Here is an 18,140-nt window from a genome sequence, read left to right as displayed (position 1 = left end):
CAGCTATTGACATATTCAAAGCAGGCAGAGGCAGGAATACACCAAAAAGCAATACAGATGTTGCTTGGAGCAGGAAATAATAAAAAACAGGACAGTTTAAGTATTTCTGATGCTGCACGAGGCTTTTCAAAGCAATCCATAGCTGCACTGATAGATAAAAATGCGAATATTTCTAACAGTGAATTAGCTTATTATTTTGCAAACTATAATAATTCAAGTGCTATTTTGGATGCAATCAATTTTGGGAAGAATGTTTCCTGTGGATATAATTCTGATTTTAAGGAGTACGGGGTTATTTCCTTTGACCTTAATGGGAGCAGACAGGTAGTACCTAATTATGCAGTACCGAAAATGAATACAAGCACCATGTCAGGCATTTGTGCTGCGAATAATTCTCTGGTACTAAGTAATAAAAGTTATTATGCATGGACAACATCAAGTGGCGGTAAATATACATGGACGGTCAATAATGGAAGAATAGGCTGGGCAGCCTCGGAATCGTTGCTTGCAGAGAATACAAATCAAAAAGGAACAAATTATAAGTGGGAAATGTGTAAGGCAGGCAATATCCTGTCTGATCTGGCACAGGGAAAGAGTGTGTGTGGGTATCTCTACAGCAATGAGGAGGTATTGTCCGTCTGTGAGAAAGTCGGGATTTCTCCGGGATTCTTTTCTATAGATGCGGGAGCAGGAAAACACACTTATTTATTGCAGGAATCAGGAAAGACCATAAATGTTGACGCAAAGATAAAACAGTTAAATGATATAAACTGGATAGAAATCGGATATAAAGAAGGAGATACGTTTTCCGTTTATGGTAAAGAGTATGCCATTGACAGCAGTGGGCATATCAATGTTTCGGCAGAAGATGAATTTACATCAACGGAAATTAAATATCCAAGTCGTTCAATATAATAGAAATTATTTTAAGTTTCAATAACAGGGAGGTAGGATTATGGCAATTACAGGTATCGATAACAGCAGTTACACATCGTATTATGCATCAGGGTACAAGAACACGGTTAAAAAGGCAGCTTGTGATATTCAAAAAACAAAGGAAAATTCACTGGTGGGCAAAACAGAAGAGAGTCAGGAAGATTATGTAAAAAAATTGCAGGAAAAAAATCCTCAAATAGATATTGTGGCAGGAAGTTCGGATAAAAATGTAAAAACAGCTAATCGTACAGGAAAAACGGATGTGAGGATTGCTCCTGAGATTTTAAATAGGATGATGAGTAATCCAAAGGTTGCCACAAAATATGAAAATATGTTGTCAAAAATTCCAGCATTAGATAGATGGGCTGACTCAATGATTAAATCAATGACTGGTAGTGAAGTTAAGTATCGTCAGATATGGATAGATAAGGATGGTAATATGGGCTCCATGGTTATTACAGGACCAAGCGAAGAACAAAAAAGGGCTTATGAAGATAGAAAAATCGAGAAAAAGAAAGAAAATGAACAAAAACTTGTGGAACGGAGAGCTGAAAGAAAAGAGCAGATGAAGAAAATTCAGGAAGATAGACGCACAATATTTGCAATTGGTACGGATATGAAAAGCATTACAGAGAATGTTGTAGCACAGGCAGTAGGTACAGCTCCATCTATCGGAGGAAGTTGTGATGTTAAGGCATAAAAGGATTCGGTAAAAGGGAAATATCAAATTGGTGCATTGGTTGGAACTGCTTGTTTCCTATTATGGCATATCCAAGCTAACGATAGCAAAAATGGCTGGTGTTGAGGAAAATGATATTGACAGGCTTTTAGTCAATCCACCAGAAAAAGTTGAAATCGAAGTAAAGTATAAAATTGATGTGACGGTTATGGAGGGAGTATCCCAAACAATATTAAAAAAGGTAATCTTAGTGCTGTTGAAAATAAGCCGGATGATCAAGAGTAAATGTACGTTCAGATTTTCTGGGTGCTCTTGACATACCGGCTTATTTTTGCTATTAAATAAACAACGGCTTAACAACAGAAAATTGCTGTTAAGCCGCATCAATTATCATAGAAGATCTGAATTTACAGAAAAAATTTCACACCGTCGAAAAATCACCATAGTTCTAATGAATCTTCTGCATCTACCCACATCTGCATATTCCCGTCCAAATATAATCGTACATATTCAAGTGGTTCATCAATAGCAAGTGCGTTTAATGCACAGTCTGATCCGGGTGTAGTTTTTAAATTCTTTTCAGCTTCCCAGCAATCAATGCGGAGCATATAGCCAGCAGAGGTGTAAACATCAATACTATTGCGCTGTGGATTGTATTCTGCAAATATTGTTCTCATCGTATCTTATCTCTCCTTATCATTCAATCAATTATCAGTTACAAAAATCAGAAGCATTTCAATCAGTTCACCATGTCACTTTTATTTTGTGTTATACTGTTTTATAGATTTTTCTTGCCCTTGTATTTGCCCTTATCAGAGTTCGTAAACACTGATGGGACGATATAACACAAGGGAAACAATAAGGAAAAGCTCACCTGCGATAAATCCAGTGTTTTCAAGGGCTTGTGGAGAATTTAATAACAAAATATAACAGTTATTAAATCTCTTAAAACAGGTGAAATCTCAATTCAAGTTTGTAGAATTAAGAAAATCGGAATTTACAGGAGAAGAATATGAAGATCATTTGGATAGATGGTACTTTTGGAATTGGAAAGTCTGCTGTTGCTGCTACGATTGTTAAGAAAATACCACAGGCACATCTGCTTGAATTCGATGCATTGCAAGAAAAATATAAGCCAACTTCAGATTCTGATCGTTTTGGGAAAAGATATCCAGAAGCTAAAAAATATTTGGTTGATGCTCTCGTTGATGAAATAACAGAAATAATACAAGAAGGAGGTTGCAACTGTTTAGTCATTCCAGTTGCATTGATTAATGATTATTGCAATCAGAAACTTATAGATGGCTTCGCAAATATTGAGAGTCACCATTTTATATTAACGGCCAAGACGGAAATCCTACATCAACGCATAAATAACCAAGAAAATCGAGACATCGATTTGGCAGTAACCTATATGCCAGAGGCAACACAGTATTTAAGTAATCACTATTATGATGCAAGCATAATAGATACGTCTAACATGAGCATTGATAGTGTTGCAAAAGAAATAATTGAAAGCATAACTCGGTAACTTCCTGTTTATAAAACTGATAAAGGAAAGCAGGTGCGTTTTTATGGATAAGATTACAACAATCAAACAAAGTGCAGAGAGTATTCTCACAGGTAATATCGAATCGGCAAAGAATGTAATAAATAAGGAATACCCATTTAAGAAGTTAAAACCGGAGGGAAGAAGCTATACAGATAAGGAAAAGTATGAGCAGTTTGTAAGAGACGGATTTATAGACAGATATACCGGGGAAAAGCTTGTTAATCCGGGATTGTTAAAGGTGTTATCATATTACATGCCGGATGCATTTCCATATCAGAGCCATTGGAAGATGGAAGAATGTCACAGTGCCTACTGGGAGCTGGTCCCAACAATTGACCACATCATTCCTATTGCCATTGGAGGAGAGGATAACCCGTCTAATTATGCGACAACGTCTATGCTTCACAATTCAGTTAAGAGTAACTGGACAATAGAGCAGCTAAACTGGAAACTGTATCCTGCAGGAGACATTAATGAGTATGACGGGCTTACTGATCTTTTTGTGAAACTTACAGAAAACGACCTTGAGCTTTTTGATGATCCATACATAAAACGCTGGTATAAGTTATCTGTGGGAATGAAATAGAGAAAGTTCCTAAATGTATATAACAATTGATTGTAAATGAAAGAGATAAGAGTATGCATATATATGTAGATGCTGACGCATGCCCTGTGATAGGGATAGTTGAAAGAATAGCTAAGAGTCATAATATTGCCGTAACGCTTTTGTGTGATACTAATCATTATCTTACATCAAACTATTCAGAAGTGGTATATGTGGGTGCCGGAGCTGATGCGGTTGATTTTAAGTTAATAAGCCTTTGTGAAAAAGGAGATTTAGTAGTTACGCAGGATTATGGTGTTGCTGCCATGGCATTAAGTAAGGGTGCATATGCCATTCATCAGTCCGGGAAATGGTATACAAATGAAAATATTGATTTTATGTTAATGGAAAGACATATAAGTAAGAAGGCAAGGCGGGCAAGCAGTAAAAACCACATGAAAGGTCCAAGAAAAAGAAGTGATAAGGATGATTTAAACTTTGAATCCTCTTTTGAGAGACTAGTGGAAAAGTATCAACACTTGGATACCAGCCGGATGTCTGGAAGAGCTGGAGTTAAATAAAAATTAGGAGACAGATATATGAATTTTGAATTAGCATGCCTGGAGGATTTTAATGAGATAGAAAATCTCTATTGGGATTTAATAGATAAAAGCAAAGAAGAACCTTCTTTTCCTGACTGGGAAAAGGGTGTACATCCTTCAGCAGATTTTTTAATGGCTGGTATTGTTAAGAAAGAGTTGTTCGTATTAAGAGATGAAGGAATAATTAAGGCATGTGCCATAGTTAACAGTAATTCTAATAAAGAGTATAAAAAGGTAGCGTGGAAAGTAAATGAAAGAGATAATAATGTATGGATAATCCATGCTCTCGCAGTGCGATATGAGTACCGCGGTATGGGTCTTGCTACTCAATTTGTAAAAAACTTAATATCATATGCTAAGTTGGAAAACATTGAAGCCATTCACCTTGATGTAATAGATAAGAACACACTAGCTGACAAGTTATATATCAGAGCTGGCTTTAAATATGTAAGTACTGAAAACATATTTTATGAGGTGGTTGGAAACAGGCAGTTTAGAATGTATGAGTATGTGATTGAGTAGAAAGTATTAGATATGCACATATAATGAGCATTATCTGCCTTATAGGAAGCTATAATGAAAAAATCATAGTAAAGAAGGAACGATTGTGAATATAAGATATGCAACAATGGCTGATTTAGACGATATTACATCGGTTGAATCCGAGTGTTTTCCTGTTTTAGAGGCAGCAACTAAAGAAGAATTTGAGCAGAGAATAAAATATTATGGAAATCATTTCTGGCTTATGTTTGATGAGGGTAAACTCATTGCGTTTGTAGATGGTTTTGTTACGGATGAGGCTGATCTTACAGATGACATGTATGAAAATGCATCAATGCATAATGAGAATGGTGCATGGCAGATGATTTTTGGTGTAAATACTCTTCCTGAATATCGCAGATGTGGATGTGCGAAAGAGCTGATTAAGAAGGCTATCTTAGATGCCAGAAAACAGAACCGGAAAGGGCTTGTATTAACTTGTAAAGAAAGCCTTGTTCCATATTATTCCAAGTTTGGATTCATTGATGAGGGGATAACAGATAAATCCACTCATGGAAATGTCCTGTGGCACCAGATGAGATTGGATTTTAAATTAAGAAATAATGGAGTAAATCTTTCAGATAACAAAAAAGTGACCGCAAACAAGAAATTTGCAGCCGACAGAATACTATCATATTTTAAAGAAGAGTGGAAGGTACTGCTTATAATAACAGTTTCAGGTCTTATATATAACTTTGGACTTTTGCTTGGCCCTTGGTTTGAGGGTAAGATGACAGGATGTCTTATAGATATATTAAGCCAAAATGCTGTATACAAGGATATGCTTATACTTGTAGTGTCATATATTGTATCTATTGCAGTTGTTCAGATATCAAGATATATAAAGCGTTTCTATGTGAGAAGATTTGCGAATAATGTCAACAGAAGAATGAAGAAGATATTGTATGGGACGCTTGTGTTAAAGAGCAAGACAGAACTTGAAAGTGAAGGTATGGGCGATATTATGACAAAGGCAATCCTTGATGTTGATGATTGTGCTGAGGGCATGAGAAAGTTCACAACAGAGGTGTTTGATACAGGAGTAGCACTGGCTGCATATGCAGGAATGCTGCTTGTATATGATGTAAGGCTGGCACTCATTGCAATGATATTTCCACCTATATCTTATATGCTTGCAGAGAAGATGAAGATTATCGTACAGAGAACAGGTGCAGAATATAAAAGACAGTCAGGAATATTAAGCAATGCCACACTAGACAGAGCTTCTAATGCCATAACTTACAGGGTATACGGAAGGGAAGAGGACAGAAGAATTGCATACGAAGATAATCTTTCATCATATGAGAAAGCTGCTATCAGGGCAAATATATGGAATTCTTCAATGACACCCTTATACAGGATTATATCAATGACAGGTATAATATTTATATTATATTTCGGCAGTAAAAATGTACTTGGAACGGGGTGGAAAAGCTGGGATATCGCGGCATTTACGACATTCCTTGCCTGTTTTATAAAGTTATCGGATAAGTCTTCAAAGGCGGCAAAGCTGTTTAATGCAGTTCATAAGTCACAGGTTTCGTGGAAACGTATTAAACCGCTTATGGTTATTCAGGATAAAGATACAGATTGTAAAAATCAGACATCAGGAAAGCTTGAAGTAAAAAACTTAAGTTTTACATATCCAGATGGAAAAACTGTATATAATGATATTTCCTTTACTGCAGAGCCGGGGGAGATTATAGGCGTTACGGGTCCGGTTGCCTGCGGTAAGTCAACATTTGGAAAGACCTTCCTTTGCGAATGTCCATATAAGGGAAGTATTAAGTATAATGGAAATGAATTAAGCAGTGTTGCTGATAATGTAAGGTCGGGAATAATAAGTTATCTTGGACACGACACAGAGCTTTTTAATGACTCTATTAAGAATAACGTGCTTCTTGGTGATGATTGCAATGTATCAGAATACCTCAAGGACGTATGTATCGATAAAGAAGTTGCACAGATGGAAAATGGAGTTGACACACTTATTGGTAATGGTGGTGTAAGACTGTCAGGTGGACAGGCACAAAGAATAGCACTTGCCAGAACGCTTTGTCATAAGAAGCCGGTACTTGTGCTTGATGATCCATTTTCAGCACTGGATATAAGCACTGAGAAAAAGATATATAACAACCTTTGTGATATAGCAAAGAATAATATTGTAATTATTATGACACATCGTCTGTATATGTTCCCTAAGATGGATAAGGTTATATGGATGGATAATGGAAAGGCAATAGTTGGAACACACGAAGAGATTATGTTACAGTGTCCGCAGTACAGGAAGTTGTATGAAAATGTCAGCACACAGATGAGGTAGACGTGGCTGAACATACAGAAAAAGGTACATTACAAAATAAAAATACCAACGAAAATAAGAAAAAGGAGTTGGATAATATTGAGTAGTAATAATGTAAACAGCACAGAAGCCAATAATTATAATATTAATAACGTTGATAATAAGAAAATGAATAACAAGAATTCATACAACGTAGTTTCAATAATATTACATACTATAATAAAGAGAAAATGGCTTTCTCTTGGAATTATAATTTCAGTATGTGGTGCGGTTATAACAGCTCTTTATCCACCACTTGTACTTGGAAAAATAGTAGATACACTCACAACAGGAAGTCAGATGCCTGTATATCTTGTATTTCTTTATATGGCATTTACAGTTATTACAGGTCTTATGGAAGCCACAAGAGAAGGGCTTCTTACAGTATTTGGGCAGAAGATAACACACGCACTTAGAAGTGGACTTATGGAGCATTTTGTAAGACTTTCTACTGACTCACTTAATAAGCAGGAGCCAGGTGCTGTTGTATCAAGGTTTGTAGGTGATGTTGATACAGTTGAGAACCTTTTTACATCGGGAATTGTAAGTATGTTTGCAGATGCGTGTAAGATAATAAGTATTCTTGCAGTTATCTGGTTCAGAAATAAAGGACTTGCAACAGTGCTTATGGTGCTTCTTCCATTTTTATTCTGGTTTACAAGACATATACAGAAGAATATGCTTGATGCCCAGTTAAAAAATAGACGAGCAGTAAGCCGTGCTTCAGGACATGTACCTGAAACACTTCACAATATCCGTACGATCCATAATCTTGGCAAGGAGAAGTATATGGAGAAAAGATACGATGAATATATAAGCGACAGCTACAAAGCTATGGAAAAGACCAACTTCTACGATGCCGTATATTCACCAGTTATTCTTATATTAAATGCAGTTGTAGTGGCGGTAGTTATGTTGTTTTCAGCCTCAGGCAATGCCAAAGTCCTTACACTTTTTGGTATGTCAGCAGGTACAGCAGTAGCAGTTATTAACTATATATCACAGATATTCTCACCAGTTGAAAGTCTTGGAATGGAAATCCAGACGATACAGTCAGCGATTGCGGGCGTGAGAAGAATAAATGAATTCTTTGAACTTCCAGTACTAGATAATAATGAAGAATTACAGGCAGAAAAGACATTTGATAGTAAAAATGATACACCTTATGTCCAGTTCAATGATGTAACGTTCGGATATGAGGCTGACCACACTGTAATAGCTGATAAGACATTTGTTGTAAATAGAGGAGAGCAGGTTACACTATCAGGAAGGACAGGTGCAGGTAAGAGTACAATATTCAAGCTGCTTTTAGGTCTGTATAATCCACAGAAAGGTTCTATCCTTATAAATGATATGAATTCAGCCGCGATACCAGATAACAGAAAGAGAAAAATATTCGGTTATGTTGAGCAGTCATTCCATATTGTTCCTGGAACAGTTAAAGACCAGATAACACTTTATGACAAGTCCATATCTGACGAAGCTGTTATCAAAGCGGCAAAGCTTACAGGACTTCACGATACAATTATGAACTTTGAAAATGGATACGATACCCAGTGTACGCAGGAATTATTCTCGCAGGGACAATGGCAGTTGTTATCCATAGCAAGAGCTACAGCTGCCAACCCGGAGCTGCTTTTACTTGATGAGATAACAGCCAATCTTGATGCCAATACAGAAAGAGATGTTCTTACAGCACTTAAAGGTGTATCTGAAAACAGAACAGTTATATCAATATCACACAGGGTTACGGCAAGAACAGGACGTGTAATAAACTGTTAAATACAATATTTCATAATGACAATGACGCCAGAATGTGATAATATTTTTTGTATTGGGTAATTTAATGAATTAAAGTATATCAGGTGGACAAAGTGGAAGATATTATGTATAGCATTAACAGGTTGTTAAGCATTACAATTGGAAATAATAGGTCATATTTTGATGTGCAATATGTTAATATTGCTATGTTGGTCTGGGGTTGTGTATTCTGCTTAATAGCAGGGGTGGGAATGATTTTAAGTAAGAATTTTGACCGCCGTAAGAGGCTGTGGATGATACTTTTGCAGTTTGCAACAGCTGTTCTGTTGCTCAGTGATGCAACCGCCTGTATATTCAGAGGCTGGACGGGTATATTTGGATATTGGATTGTAAGGATAAGTAATTTTATAGTATTTCTTGACAATAATATAATATTATATTTGTTCCACAGGTATGTGTGCAGTTTTATTTTTACGGAACAGGAAGAAAGAACTTTAAAAAGAGCAACATTTATAAATATACTGTGTGCCGTGGCAGTAGCTCTGGTTATTATTTCACAGTTTACAGATTTGTATTACTATTATGATGCACAGAATGTATATCATAGAAGTGAAGGTTTTATAATATCTATTTTTATACCTGTAACAGGAATGATGGTAGAGATGTCATTTTTGATAGAATACAGAAAGAAATTAAGCAATATTACAATTTCTTCACTTGGTTCATATATTATTCTTCCAATTGTAGCGGCAATAATACAGTTCTACTTTTATGAAATTTCGTTGATTGATATAGCTGTATGTAATTCAATGATAGTTATGTATATAACTGTTATTGGTGAACAGGACAGGAAACTTAACAATCTGGAACAGAAGCAGATTAAGACAGAGGCTGAACTTGAAATATCTATGGTGCTTAACCAGTGTATAGCAGAACTGACAACTGAAGCGGATATTAACATAGCTATACATAATCTTCTTGCAATTATTAATAATTATTTTGGTGCGGACAGATGTTATATTTTTGAAAATAATTACGATGATAATACAATGGATAACACCTATGAGTATGTTAGTGATAGTATTACAGCAAAGAAGGATAAGATTCAAAAGCTTTCAATGAATATTGTAAGTTTATGGATGGAGAATTTTAAAGAGGAAAAGCCATATTATATAGCAGATGTCAGCAAGCAAAAGGAAGAACCTGTATACAATATGTTGCATGAACAGAATGTAGACAGACTTCTTGCAGTGCCATTAAAAAGAGATGGAAATATAATTGGATTTCTTGGAGTGGACAATCCGGTTAATCATTACGAGGATATGGCATTATTGTCTTCTATACAATATTTTGTTACTAATAGTCTTGAAAAGCGTGTGCAGCAGGATAGGATGCGTTATTTAAGTTACAGGGATATGCTTACAGGTTTGTACAATCGTAACAAATATATAAGCATTGTTAAAGCGGCTAAAGACCAGATACTTAAAAATGTCGGAGTTGCTTACATAGATCTTAATGGTCTGAAAGCAATTAATGATAATTATGGACACTCTAATGGTGATAAGTTCATATGTACAGCAGCAGACACATTCAAAATGGTATTCCCGGATAATTCTTACAGGATAGGTGGGGATGAATTTGTAATTATAGAGCAGAATATTGAGCGTGATAAATATGAAGAAAGAATTACAGCCTTGAAAAATATAATGCAGGATAAACAAGTAAGCATATCCATAGGAGTTCTGTGGAGAGAGTATGTTGACGATTTAGAAGAATTATTAAAGGCGGCAGATAAGCTTATGTATATGGAGAAAGAGATGTATCATAATAACAGAGAATAAAGTTAAAATAAAAGGGATTTGGGATACACCTTCCAAATCCCTTTTGTGTTCTTTTTGTGCTGTTAAGGGATTTATATTAAAAGTTATGATGGGTATGTATCCCCAGCACAAATATAATTATAAAATGTTGTTAAAACAGCATAAAATGCTTGTTACTTTGGAACAAATGCTTGTTGTTTGTTATATTGATTGTTATAGTCAGACCATATTAATCAATGCCATTTGATATTTGAATTCAGTGTTAATATCTTAGGCAGGAAAAGAGGTATAATATGGCTGGAAAGAAATTTATTAACGCAAAGTTAAAAGGATATAATGAATTACAGGAAATACTTGTTGAGGACGGAGTATTTAAGGCAATTGCACCACATATAGATGTAGATAGTGATTGTGAAATTGAGGATTTGGGAGGCAAGCTTACACTGCCACCATATGTTGACCCACATATTCATCTTGATTATGTATTCACAGCAAGAAAGCAGGGCGCAGCTAACGGAACAGGAACATTATTTGAAGGAATTCAAAGGTGGAGTGAAACTAAATCAGATTTAACAATTGATGAGATAAAGGCAAGAGCAATAAAGGCAGTTAAAATGGAGGTGTCACACGGTGTCCAGTTCATAAGAACACACGCTGATGTAACTGACCCTAACCTCACAGCCTTAAAGGCACTTCTTGAATTAAAGGAAGAATTAAAAGATATTGTAACAATCCAGATTGTATCATTTCCACAGGAAGGAATGTATTCTTACAAAGATGGCGACAAGCTTGTTGAAGAAGGACTTAAAATGGGTGCTGATTGTGTAGGTGGTATTCCACATTTTGAGTATTGCAGGGAATTTGGTGAGAAATCAATCCATAAGGTTGTTGAATTAGCTGTGAAGTATGACAAGCTTATTGATGTACACTGTGATGAGAGTGATGACCCAATGAGCAGGTTTGTGGAGCTTCTTACAGCACTTTCAATTGTTGAAGGAATCGGACCTAAGACAACAGCAAGCCATACCTGTTCATTAGGTTCAGTAGATAACAGCTACGCATTCAGAATGATGAAGAATTTTAAGAAAGCAGGACTTAACTTCATTTCCTGCCCAACAGAGAATATATATCTTCAGGGCAGACAGGATACATATCCTAAGAGAAGAGGTCTTACAAGAGTTAAGGAATTATATGAAAATGGAATAAATGTATGCTTTGCACAGGATTCAATTCAGGATCCTTGGTATCCGGCAGGCAATGGCAATCTTATGAATGTGCTTGATAATGGTATACATATAGCCCAGATGATGTCATTTGAGGAAATGGATAACTGCCTTGACCTTATAACTGTTAATGGTGCTAAGACTATGAACATATCAGACATATATGGAATTGAGGCAGGCAAGCCAGCTAACTTTATTGTTGTCGATGCCAGGAGCGAATTCGAGGCAGTATGCGAAAGAGCCGATGTTGTTGCAAGTGTCCGTAATGGTGAATATCTGTTTAAGAAAGCACCAGTGGTTTTCGAGGCTTTGAGTGAATTTATGGCATAGATAAAGAGTGAATTATGATATAATATGACTACTTCGTAGTCACTTAGAAGTTTCTTCGAAACTTCGGATGCGTGAAAAAGCAACGCAGGGCATATGATATAATGAGCACAAAAGTGCTCATCTTAAAAGTTCCTTATGGCACTATAAATAATTATAACAACATAATATAGGAGCAGCAATATGTTTCAATGTAAAGATCTTCTCACTCTCCCCTCAATGGCGAAAGCCAGAATAATAGCAGGAAAGAGTGGTTTGTCTAATAGAATAAGGTGGGTATATAAGCCTGAGAATATGAATTTTGCGAAGTGGGTAAAGGGACAGGAGCTTTTGATTATAAGCACGCCTGTTATACAGAGTAAGGATTTTGACCTGCAAGCAGTTATTAAGAAAGCTAAGAAGCTTGATATGGCAGGTGCATTGCTTCTTGTTGGCGATAAGTACATTGCCAGTATAGACAGTACAATAATATCCTATTCCAATCTTAACGATTTTCCGATATTTGTCATATCAGGTGAAATTCCTCTTGTTGACATTTTTGAAGAAATCGGACACGCTATTGCGTATAATAAAGACTCAGATGTATTAAGTGATGATATTCTTTCAGGAATTATATTTGGAAAGGACATCAATATAGAAGCATTTTCTATTAAATTTGAAGAAGCTGGCTATGACATCAATGGTAATAACCGTATGTTTATGATTAATATTCATTCAGATAATAAGATAGAGAATTTTGATTATGATTTCATTATGAATAAGCTGAGGGACAGTTTTGCACAGAACAATGGAAGTCTGATTTTATCAAGATATGCTAATAACATAGTTGGCTGTTTTAATTGTTTGGAAAATGCTGATGATACACACGGTCTTATTAATCAATCTTACGAAGCATTATCTGAATACGTGCAGGGCAGGTATACGGATATAAAGCTTGTTATGGGAATTGGACGTGAATATAATGGAATATCACATTTGCAGAAAAGTTTTACGGAGGCTTCAAGGTGTGTAATCCTTTCGGAGAAGATACAGCTTAATGGAAGTGTGTTCTGGTATGAAGAAATGGGAATATATAACCTGTTCTCTGAATTTGGAGATAAAAAGCTTATACAGGACTTTGTTGACAGTACATTAGGCATAATTATTGACTATGATAAGGAGAATAATACGAATCTTTTACAGACGTTAAAAGCGTACCTTTGGAACAATAACAGCCTGCTTCACGCTTCTGAACAGTTATTTACGCATCGTAATACAGTAAAGTACAGAATACAGAGAATAACTGAGCTTACGGGCAGGAATTTTGATGATGCGATGACACGTCTGGAGTTTATGAATGCTTTGATATGTCTTGAGGTAAGATAGACATTTGTGCTGTGAGAACAAATGAAGTAATACAAGATTGTTATTAGAAGTCATAACAATAAAATATTTATAAAAGAATGTTGAAGTATATATGTCTTAGTGATATATTCTTGAACATAGACAAGAAGCAAAGGGGCTTCTGCTAATGGTAATATTAGCGGAAGTCCCTTTTTGTGTATTAGTAAAAATGTTAATCTAACTGGCAGTAAAGGCTGAAATAGAAATTACTAAAGCACATTCATTGTTTATCTTGCGGTATATAAAATGTACCGCTGGACGCGTCAGATATTAATAAATATTTATATAACAGGAGGAAATGATTATGAGCTACGGTCTTATAGCAGTAATAATTGTAATCGGTATTGTCATAGGTGCTATAGCTACTAAGAAATGTGAGCCATTTCTTATAGGCGGTTCAATTATAGGAGCAATATTTTTATATAAGCAGGATTTTATAACCGAATGGGTTAATACACTTGAAGGTGTTATGAGTGATGAAGCATACTTAATACTTGTATGTGGTTTGTTTGGAAGTATAATAGCACTTCTTACAGCCTCTAAGGGACATTTTGGATTTGCAAAGATTGTTTCAAAGATATGTAACAGCGAAAGAAAGACTTTATTCACAACATTTATATTAGGTGTAATTATATTTATTGATGATTATCTTAATGTATTATCAATAGGTACAGCAATGAAGAAGGTATATGATAAAGTAAAAGTACCAAGAGAAGCACTTGCATATCTTCTTGATAGTACAGGTTCACCAGTCTGTGTTATGTTCCCATTCTCATCTTGGGCAGCATATTTTGGAGCTATCTTCTTCGCACAGGAGAGTGTTCAGGCACTTGGTGCAAAGACCTGGATGGGAGCTTATATTAAAGCAATTCCATTTTGTATATATCCAATAGTTGCATTACTTATTGTAATTCTTTTCTCAGCAGGTGTATTTCCTAAGCTTGGCGGAATGAAGAAGGCTTATGAAAGAGTTGCAACAACAGGTAAGGTTTACAGTGATGCAAGTAAGAAGTACAATATGGACGATGGCGAAGGCGAACAGGACGGCAACATATTCAATTTCCTTGTTCCAATGCTTGTACTTGTAGTTGTAGCCTGTGTTACAGGTAACCTTGTAGTAGCACAGATTATATGTCTTGCAGTAACACTTGTTATGTATCTTGCAGAAAAGCTGATGACATTTACAGAATACTGGGATAATTTCGTAAAAGGATTTGCAGATATGCTTCCTATTATAATTCTCCTTATAGCAGCACTTACATTCCAGACAATTGCAAGCCAGATGCAGATGACAGAGTTCTTCATAGATATTACACAGCCAATATTATCAGCAAAGATTTTCCCAATGCTTGCATTTATCATTACTGGTATATTAGCATTTATGATAGCCAATGCGTGGGGCGTATGTACACTTGTTGCACCAGTTCTTCTTCCACTTGGTGCAAGTGTAGGAGCCAATGCAATACTTATAATGGCAGCAATTCTTTCAGGTTGTGCATTTGGTAATCACGCCTGCTTCTACTGTGACACAACAGTTCTTGCTTCACAGGGTTCAGGTATTGATAACTTTGACCACGCGGTATCACAGCTTCCATATGTACTTATAGGAGCTGGAATAAGTATAATTGGTTTCCTTGTATTAGGATTTGTTATGTAAAATGTGTTAGTTTTATAAAATGTATATAGGAATTATAAGAATAATTTCAGAATGGAGGCAGTTATGAGTGATAAGAAATATGTCGTTACAATAGCAAGGCAGTTTGGCAGCCTTGGACGTCCAATAGCCAAGCTTATGAGTAAGAAGCTTGGAGTTGAATATTATGACAGGGATATAGTGGAGCAGGCGGCTAAGAAGCTTAATCTTCCAGTATCACAGATAGATGAACTTGAAGAAAAGGTTAAGAAGACATCAACTAATTCATATAAGAGAATGATGTATCCTCTTGGAACACAGTCAAGCACAGAGCAGGACAGAATATTTGAAGCCCAGCAGAATATTATGAAATTCTTAGTTGAGAGAGAAAGCTGTATAATAGTTGGACGTTGTTCGGATTTTGTCCTTTCTGATGAAGAAAATGCGGTGCATATATACATTTATGCTCCATATGAACAGAGAGTTAAGAACTGTGTAAATGATCTGCATTTAAGCGAAGAAGAAGCCAAGAAGATGATAAGGTCAGTAGATGAGGCAAGAGATAATTACCATATGCACTATGCAGGATTTCTTCCATCAGACCCTAAGCACAAGACTATAATGATAGACAGCAGCTCTTTGGGCGTTGAGGGTACAGCTGAGTATCTTGTGGATTTTATTCAGAAGAAATTTGATTTAAAAACATATACGCTTAACTAAGTATGTGTTATCATATGCGTAATCTAAACATTTACTGCTTATAATAAGTTAATTATAATCGGTAAATGTAACCAATAGAAAGAGCATATCAGGATAACCCTATGAAGATGAGTGTAGAACAGGCATATAAAATATTAGCAGTATCCAAGTCTGCTGATATAAAAGCGATTAAGAAAAAATATAGAAAACTGATGTTAAAGGTGCATCCCGATTCATTAAAGTCAGGGAAGAATACATATCAATATAGTGCGCAGGAGATTAATGAGGCATATTCAATTATTATTAAGAATTTATCTGATAATAAAATGTCTGGTTATTTCAATAATTCCAGCGATGATAGTTATTCATCAGAGTACACATATGATGAAGAATATTATCAGGACTATAATTCATATGCTTCCGATGGCGGTAATTGGGATGCACCTGTTAATGATAATGCGTATACAAGCCGTAATATATATCATTATGCAGAAGGTGCAAGAGGAAATATTACCGGAAGCTTTGTTATAGCAAAAGGCAAATATATCTGGACGATAGAAGAAGATTTTACATTATTCATAAAGAGTATATCAGAAAGCAGTGATAAGCTGTTATCAGGTATAGATAACAGAAGGAAAGGAAGCATATCGGATACAAGAAGGGCAGTTATAAAAGCACAGCTTGCATACCTTTTAGCCCAGCAGTATATAGATGCAACCTACACACTTAATGAACTTATCACACCGGTAAAGCAGAATAATGCACAGATATTTTATATAGACTCAATGCTTGAAATACAAGCTAATGCCCCATTTTTACGGGCAGGTATGACACTATACCCACAATCACTTAAAAATCACCGTCTATATTTAAAGACTAAATCGGGAAATGCCGCAGGCTATATGTCATTCAGGGACGACAGGCTATATTACATAATAATTCCACTTCTTGAACAAAAAAGAGCACAGGTAAAAGTCCAGATTGCCACCAGGCAGGATAAGAACAACACAAGACACAATGTGAAATACAAGAATCTTGACTTTTGGATAAAAATTTCTGATAATAATTCAGGAACATTTCCTGAAAGCATAAATATGCAGATTGAGGAAATACTTACTAAATATTCTAAAATGTAATTGGAGGACAATCAATGAATAGACATATAGATAAAGCAATGCAGTTAAGAAATGAAACCCCGATGGTAAGCAACTGTGCCCAGACAATAATGAGAGCCTACGCCGATGAATTAGGAATGACCGAACAGCAGGCAGCAGCAATAGGCTGTAACTTTGGTGGCGGAATGAAATGCGGCGGCACTTGTGGAGCAATAACAAGTGCTCTTATGGTATTAGGTGCAAAAGGAATAGACTCCCCTGCCGTAATAACAGAATTCAGAAAAAGAATAGCCGCCAACCACGATGGCTTAACAGATTGCGTAGACCTTCTAAGAAACAACGCCCGGAAAGGCGGAGTAAAGAAGGAACATTGCGATAATATGATAAAAGAGTCCATAGAATTAATAGACGAAATCACCAACAAAGAAGATTAATGTTGCAAAATATTTCAACAAGTGCTATAGTAATAAACAATTAAATAAAAAACAAATAGAGTGAATTTCAAAGAGTTCACGAAGGGGAGCACCACCACCGGCGCTTCCTTTCGTGAACTCTTTTTTGCGTGAGTAGCGATGAGAATACACTAACAAAGACACTTGCCGAACTCTGCTTGCAGAAGTGAGCAAGAGGCTTTGTTAGCGTATTCGAGGAGCACCGCGACAGTGACAGAGCGAAGCTCTGGAACGCGCTACTCACGCAAAAACAGTGGAGGGACGCCACCCAGCAAACCTTATCCCCTCAGTCAGCGACCCGCAGACAGAGGAAGCAAAGCTTCCAAATGTCGTCCGACAAAGCTAATTCCCCCTCAGTCAGCGACCCGCAGACAGAGGAAGCGAAGCTTCCAAGTGTCGTCCGACAAAGCTAATTCCCCCTCCCACGTCAGCGACCCGCAGACAGAGGAAGCAAAGCTTCCAAGTGTCGTCCGACAAAGCTAATTCCCCCTCCCACGTCAGCGACCCGCAGACAGAGGAAGCAAAGCTTCCAA

General features: G+C 36.3%; 17 protein-coding genes. 16 read left to right on the top strand and 1 reads right to left on the bottom strand.

All coding sequences use genetic code 11. The features are described 5' to 3' along the window. The first annotated feature begins 57 nt into the window (after positions 1–57). The 3 genes from WMO14_RS12725 to WMO14_RS12715 are packed head-to-tail and all read left to right on the top strand — an operon-like array spanning position 58 to position 1,931. Positions 58–915, top strand: a complete 858-nt coding sequence (locus WMO14_RS12725) for a hypothetical protein (RefSeq protein ID WP_349153940.1) — start codon at positions 58–60, stop codon at positions 913–915. 40 nt (positions 916–955) lie between these two features. Next, complete coding sequence (locus WMO14_RS12720; protein WP_118265072.1) at positions 956–1,636, top strand: DUF6033 family protein; 681 nt, start codon at positions 956–958, stop codon at positions 1,634–1,636. Positions 1,637–1,667: 31 nt separating this feature from the next. After that, positions 1,668–1,931 carry an HTH domain-containing protein gene (locus WMO14_RS12715; RefSeq protein WP_306723538.1) on the top strand — a complete coding sequence of 88 codons (264 nt, stop codon included), beginning with the start codon at positions 1,668–1,670 and terminating at the stop codon, positions 1,929–1,931. Between the two features lie 121 nt (positions 1,932–2,052). Here the strand turns inward: WMO14_RS12715 and WMO14_RS12710 are convergent, their stop codons facing one another. Next, positions 2,053–2,292 (bottom strand): DUF6061 family protein, encoded by a 240-nt coding sequence (locus WMO14_RS12710; RefSeq protein WP_055232114.1) that lies wholly within the window; start codon positions 2,290–2,292, stop codon positions 2,053–2,055. A gap of 335 nt (positions 2,293–2,627) precedes the next feature. On the opposite strand from WMO14_RS12710, the gene WMO14_RS12705 reads away from it, so the two are divergent. The 13 genes from WMO14_RS12705 to WMO14_RS12645 all read left to right on the top strand — a co-directional run bounded on the left by WMO14_RS12705 (position 2,628) and on the right by WMO14_RS12645 (position 17,589). After that, on the top strand, positions 2,628–3,146 hold the full coding sequence (locus tag WMO14_RS12705) for a DEAD/DEAH box helicase family protein (protein ID WP_349153939.1): 519 nt from the start codon (positions 2,628–2,630) through the stop codon (positions 3,144–3,146). Between the two features lie 43 nt (positions 3,147–3,189). After that, on the top strand, positions 3,190–3,753 hold the full coding sequence (locus WMO14_RS12700; protein WP_349153938.1) for an HNH endonuclease: 564 nt from the start codon (positions 3,190–3,192) through the stop codon (positions 3,751–3,753). 53 nt (positions 3,754–3,806) lie between these two features. Then, positions 3,807–4,292, top strand: coding sequence for a YaiI/YqxD family protein (locus WMO14_RS12695; RefSeq protein ID WP_349153936.1), 486 nt, complete (start codon positions 3,807–3,809; stop codon positions 4,290–4,292). An 18-nt stretch (positions 4,293–4,310) separates the two neighbouring features. Then, the gene (locus tag WMO14_RS12690; RefSeq protein WP_055175119.1) at positions 4,311–4,835 is read left to right on the top strand and encodes a GNAT family N-acetyltransferase; all 525 of its coding nucleotides are present in this window, start codon (positions 4,311–4,313) and stop codon (positions 4,833–4,835) included. 85 nt (positions 4,836–4,920) lie between these two features. After that, positions 4,921–7,176 carry a GNAT family N-acetyltransferase gene (locus tag WMO14_RS12685; RefSeq protein WP_349153935.1) on the top strand — a complete coding sequence of 752 codons (2,256 nt, stop codon included), beginning with the start codon at positions 4,921–4,923 and terminating at the stop codon, positions 7,174–7,176. 147 nt (positions 7,177–7,323) lie between these two features. After that, positions 7,324–8,976, top strand: coding sequence for an ABC transporter ATP-binding protein (locus WMO14_RS12680; protein ID WP_090139721.1), 1,653 nt, complete (start codon positions 7,324–7,326; stop codon positions 8,974–8,976). A gap of 92 nt (positions 8,977–9,068) precedes the next feature. Beyond that, positions 9,069–10,796, top strand: a complete 1,728-nt coding sequence (locus tag WMO14_RS12675; RefSeq protein WP_349153934.1) for a sensor domain-containing diguanylate cyclase — start codon at positions 9,069–9,071, stop codon at positions 10,794–10,796. Between the two features lie 272 nt (positions 10,797–11,068). Then, positions 11,069–12,328, top strand: coding sequence for a cytosine deaminase (codA, locus tag WMO14_RS12670; RefSeq protein ID WP_349153933.1), 1,260 nt, complete (start codon positions 11,069–11,071; stop codon positions 12,326–12,328). Positions 12,329–12,508: 180 nt separating this feature from the next. Further along, positions 12,509–13,690 carry a PucR family transcriptional regulator gene (locus tag WMO14_RS12665; protein WP_022502757.1) on the top strand — a complete coding sequence of 394 codons (1,182 nt, stop codon included), beginning with the start codon at positions 12,509–12,511 and terminating at the stop codon, positions 13,688–13,690. Between the two features lie 322 nt (positions 13,691–14,012). Further along, positions 14,013–15,365: a Na+/H+ antiporter NhaC family protein gene (locus WMO14_RS12660; RefSeq protein ID WP_070101779.1), complete on the top strand. Its 1,353-nt coding sequence runs from the start codon at positions 14,013–14,015 to the stop codon at positions 15,363–15,365. Positions 15,366–15,428: 63 nt separating this feature from the next. Continuing rightward, positions 15,429–16,061 (top strand): cytidylate kinase-like family protein, encoded by a 633-nt coding sequence (locus WMO14_RS12655; protein WP_022502755.1) that lies wholly within the window; start codon positions 15,429–15,431, stop codon positions 16,059–16,061. A 101-nt stretch (positions 16,062–16,162) separates the two neighbouring features. Further along, positions 16,163–17,176, top strand: coding sequence for a DnaJ domain-containing protein (locus WMO14_RS12650; RefSeq protein WP_349153932.1), 1,014 nt, complete (start codon positions 16,163–16,165; stop codon positions 17,174–17,176). A gap of 14 nt (positions 17,177–17,190) precedes the next feature. Further along, positions 17,191–17,589 (top strand): C-GCAxxG-C-C family protein, encoded by a 399-nt coding sequence (locus WMO14_RS12645; RefSeq protein ID WP_022502753.1) that lies wholly within the window; start codon positions 17,191–17,193, stop codon positions 17,587–17,589. The last annotated feature ends 551 nt before the right edge of the window (positions 17,590–18,140 follow it).

Source organism: Lachnospira rogosae (ex Hitch et al. 2025) (assembly GCF_040096455.1).
GTDB classification, from domain to species: domain Bacteria; phylum Bacillota; class Clostridia; order Lachnospirales; family Lachnospiraceae; genus Lachnospira; species Lachnospira rogosae.
This window is presented reverse-complemented; position numbering and strand designations above follow the sequence as displayed.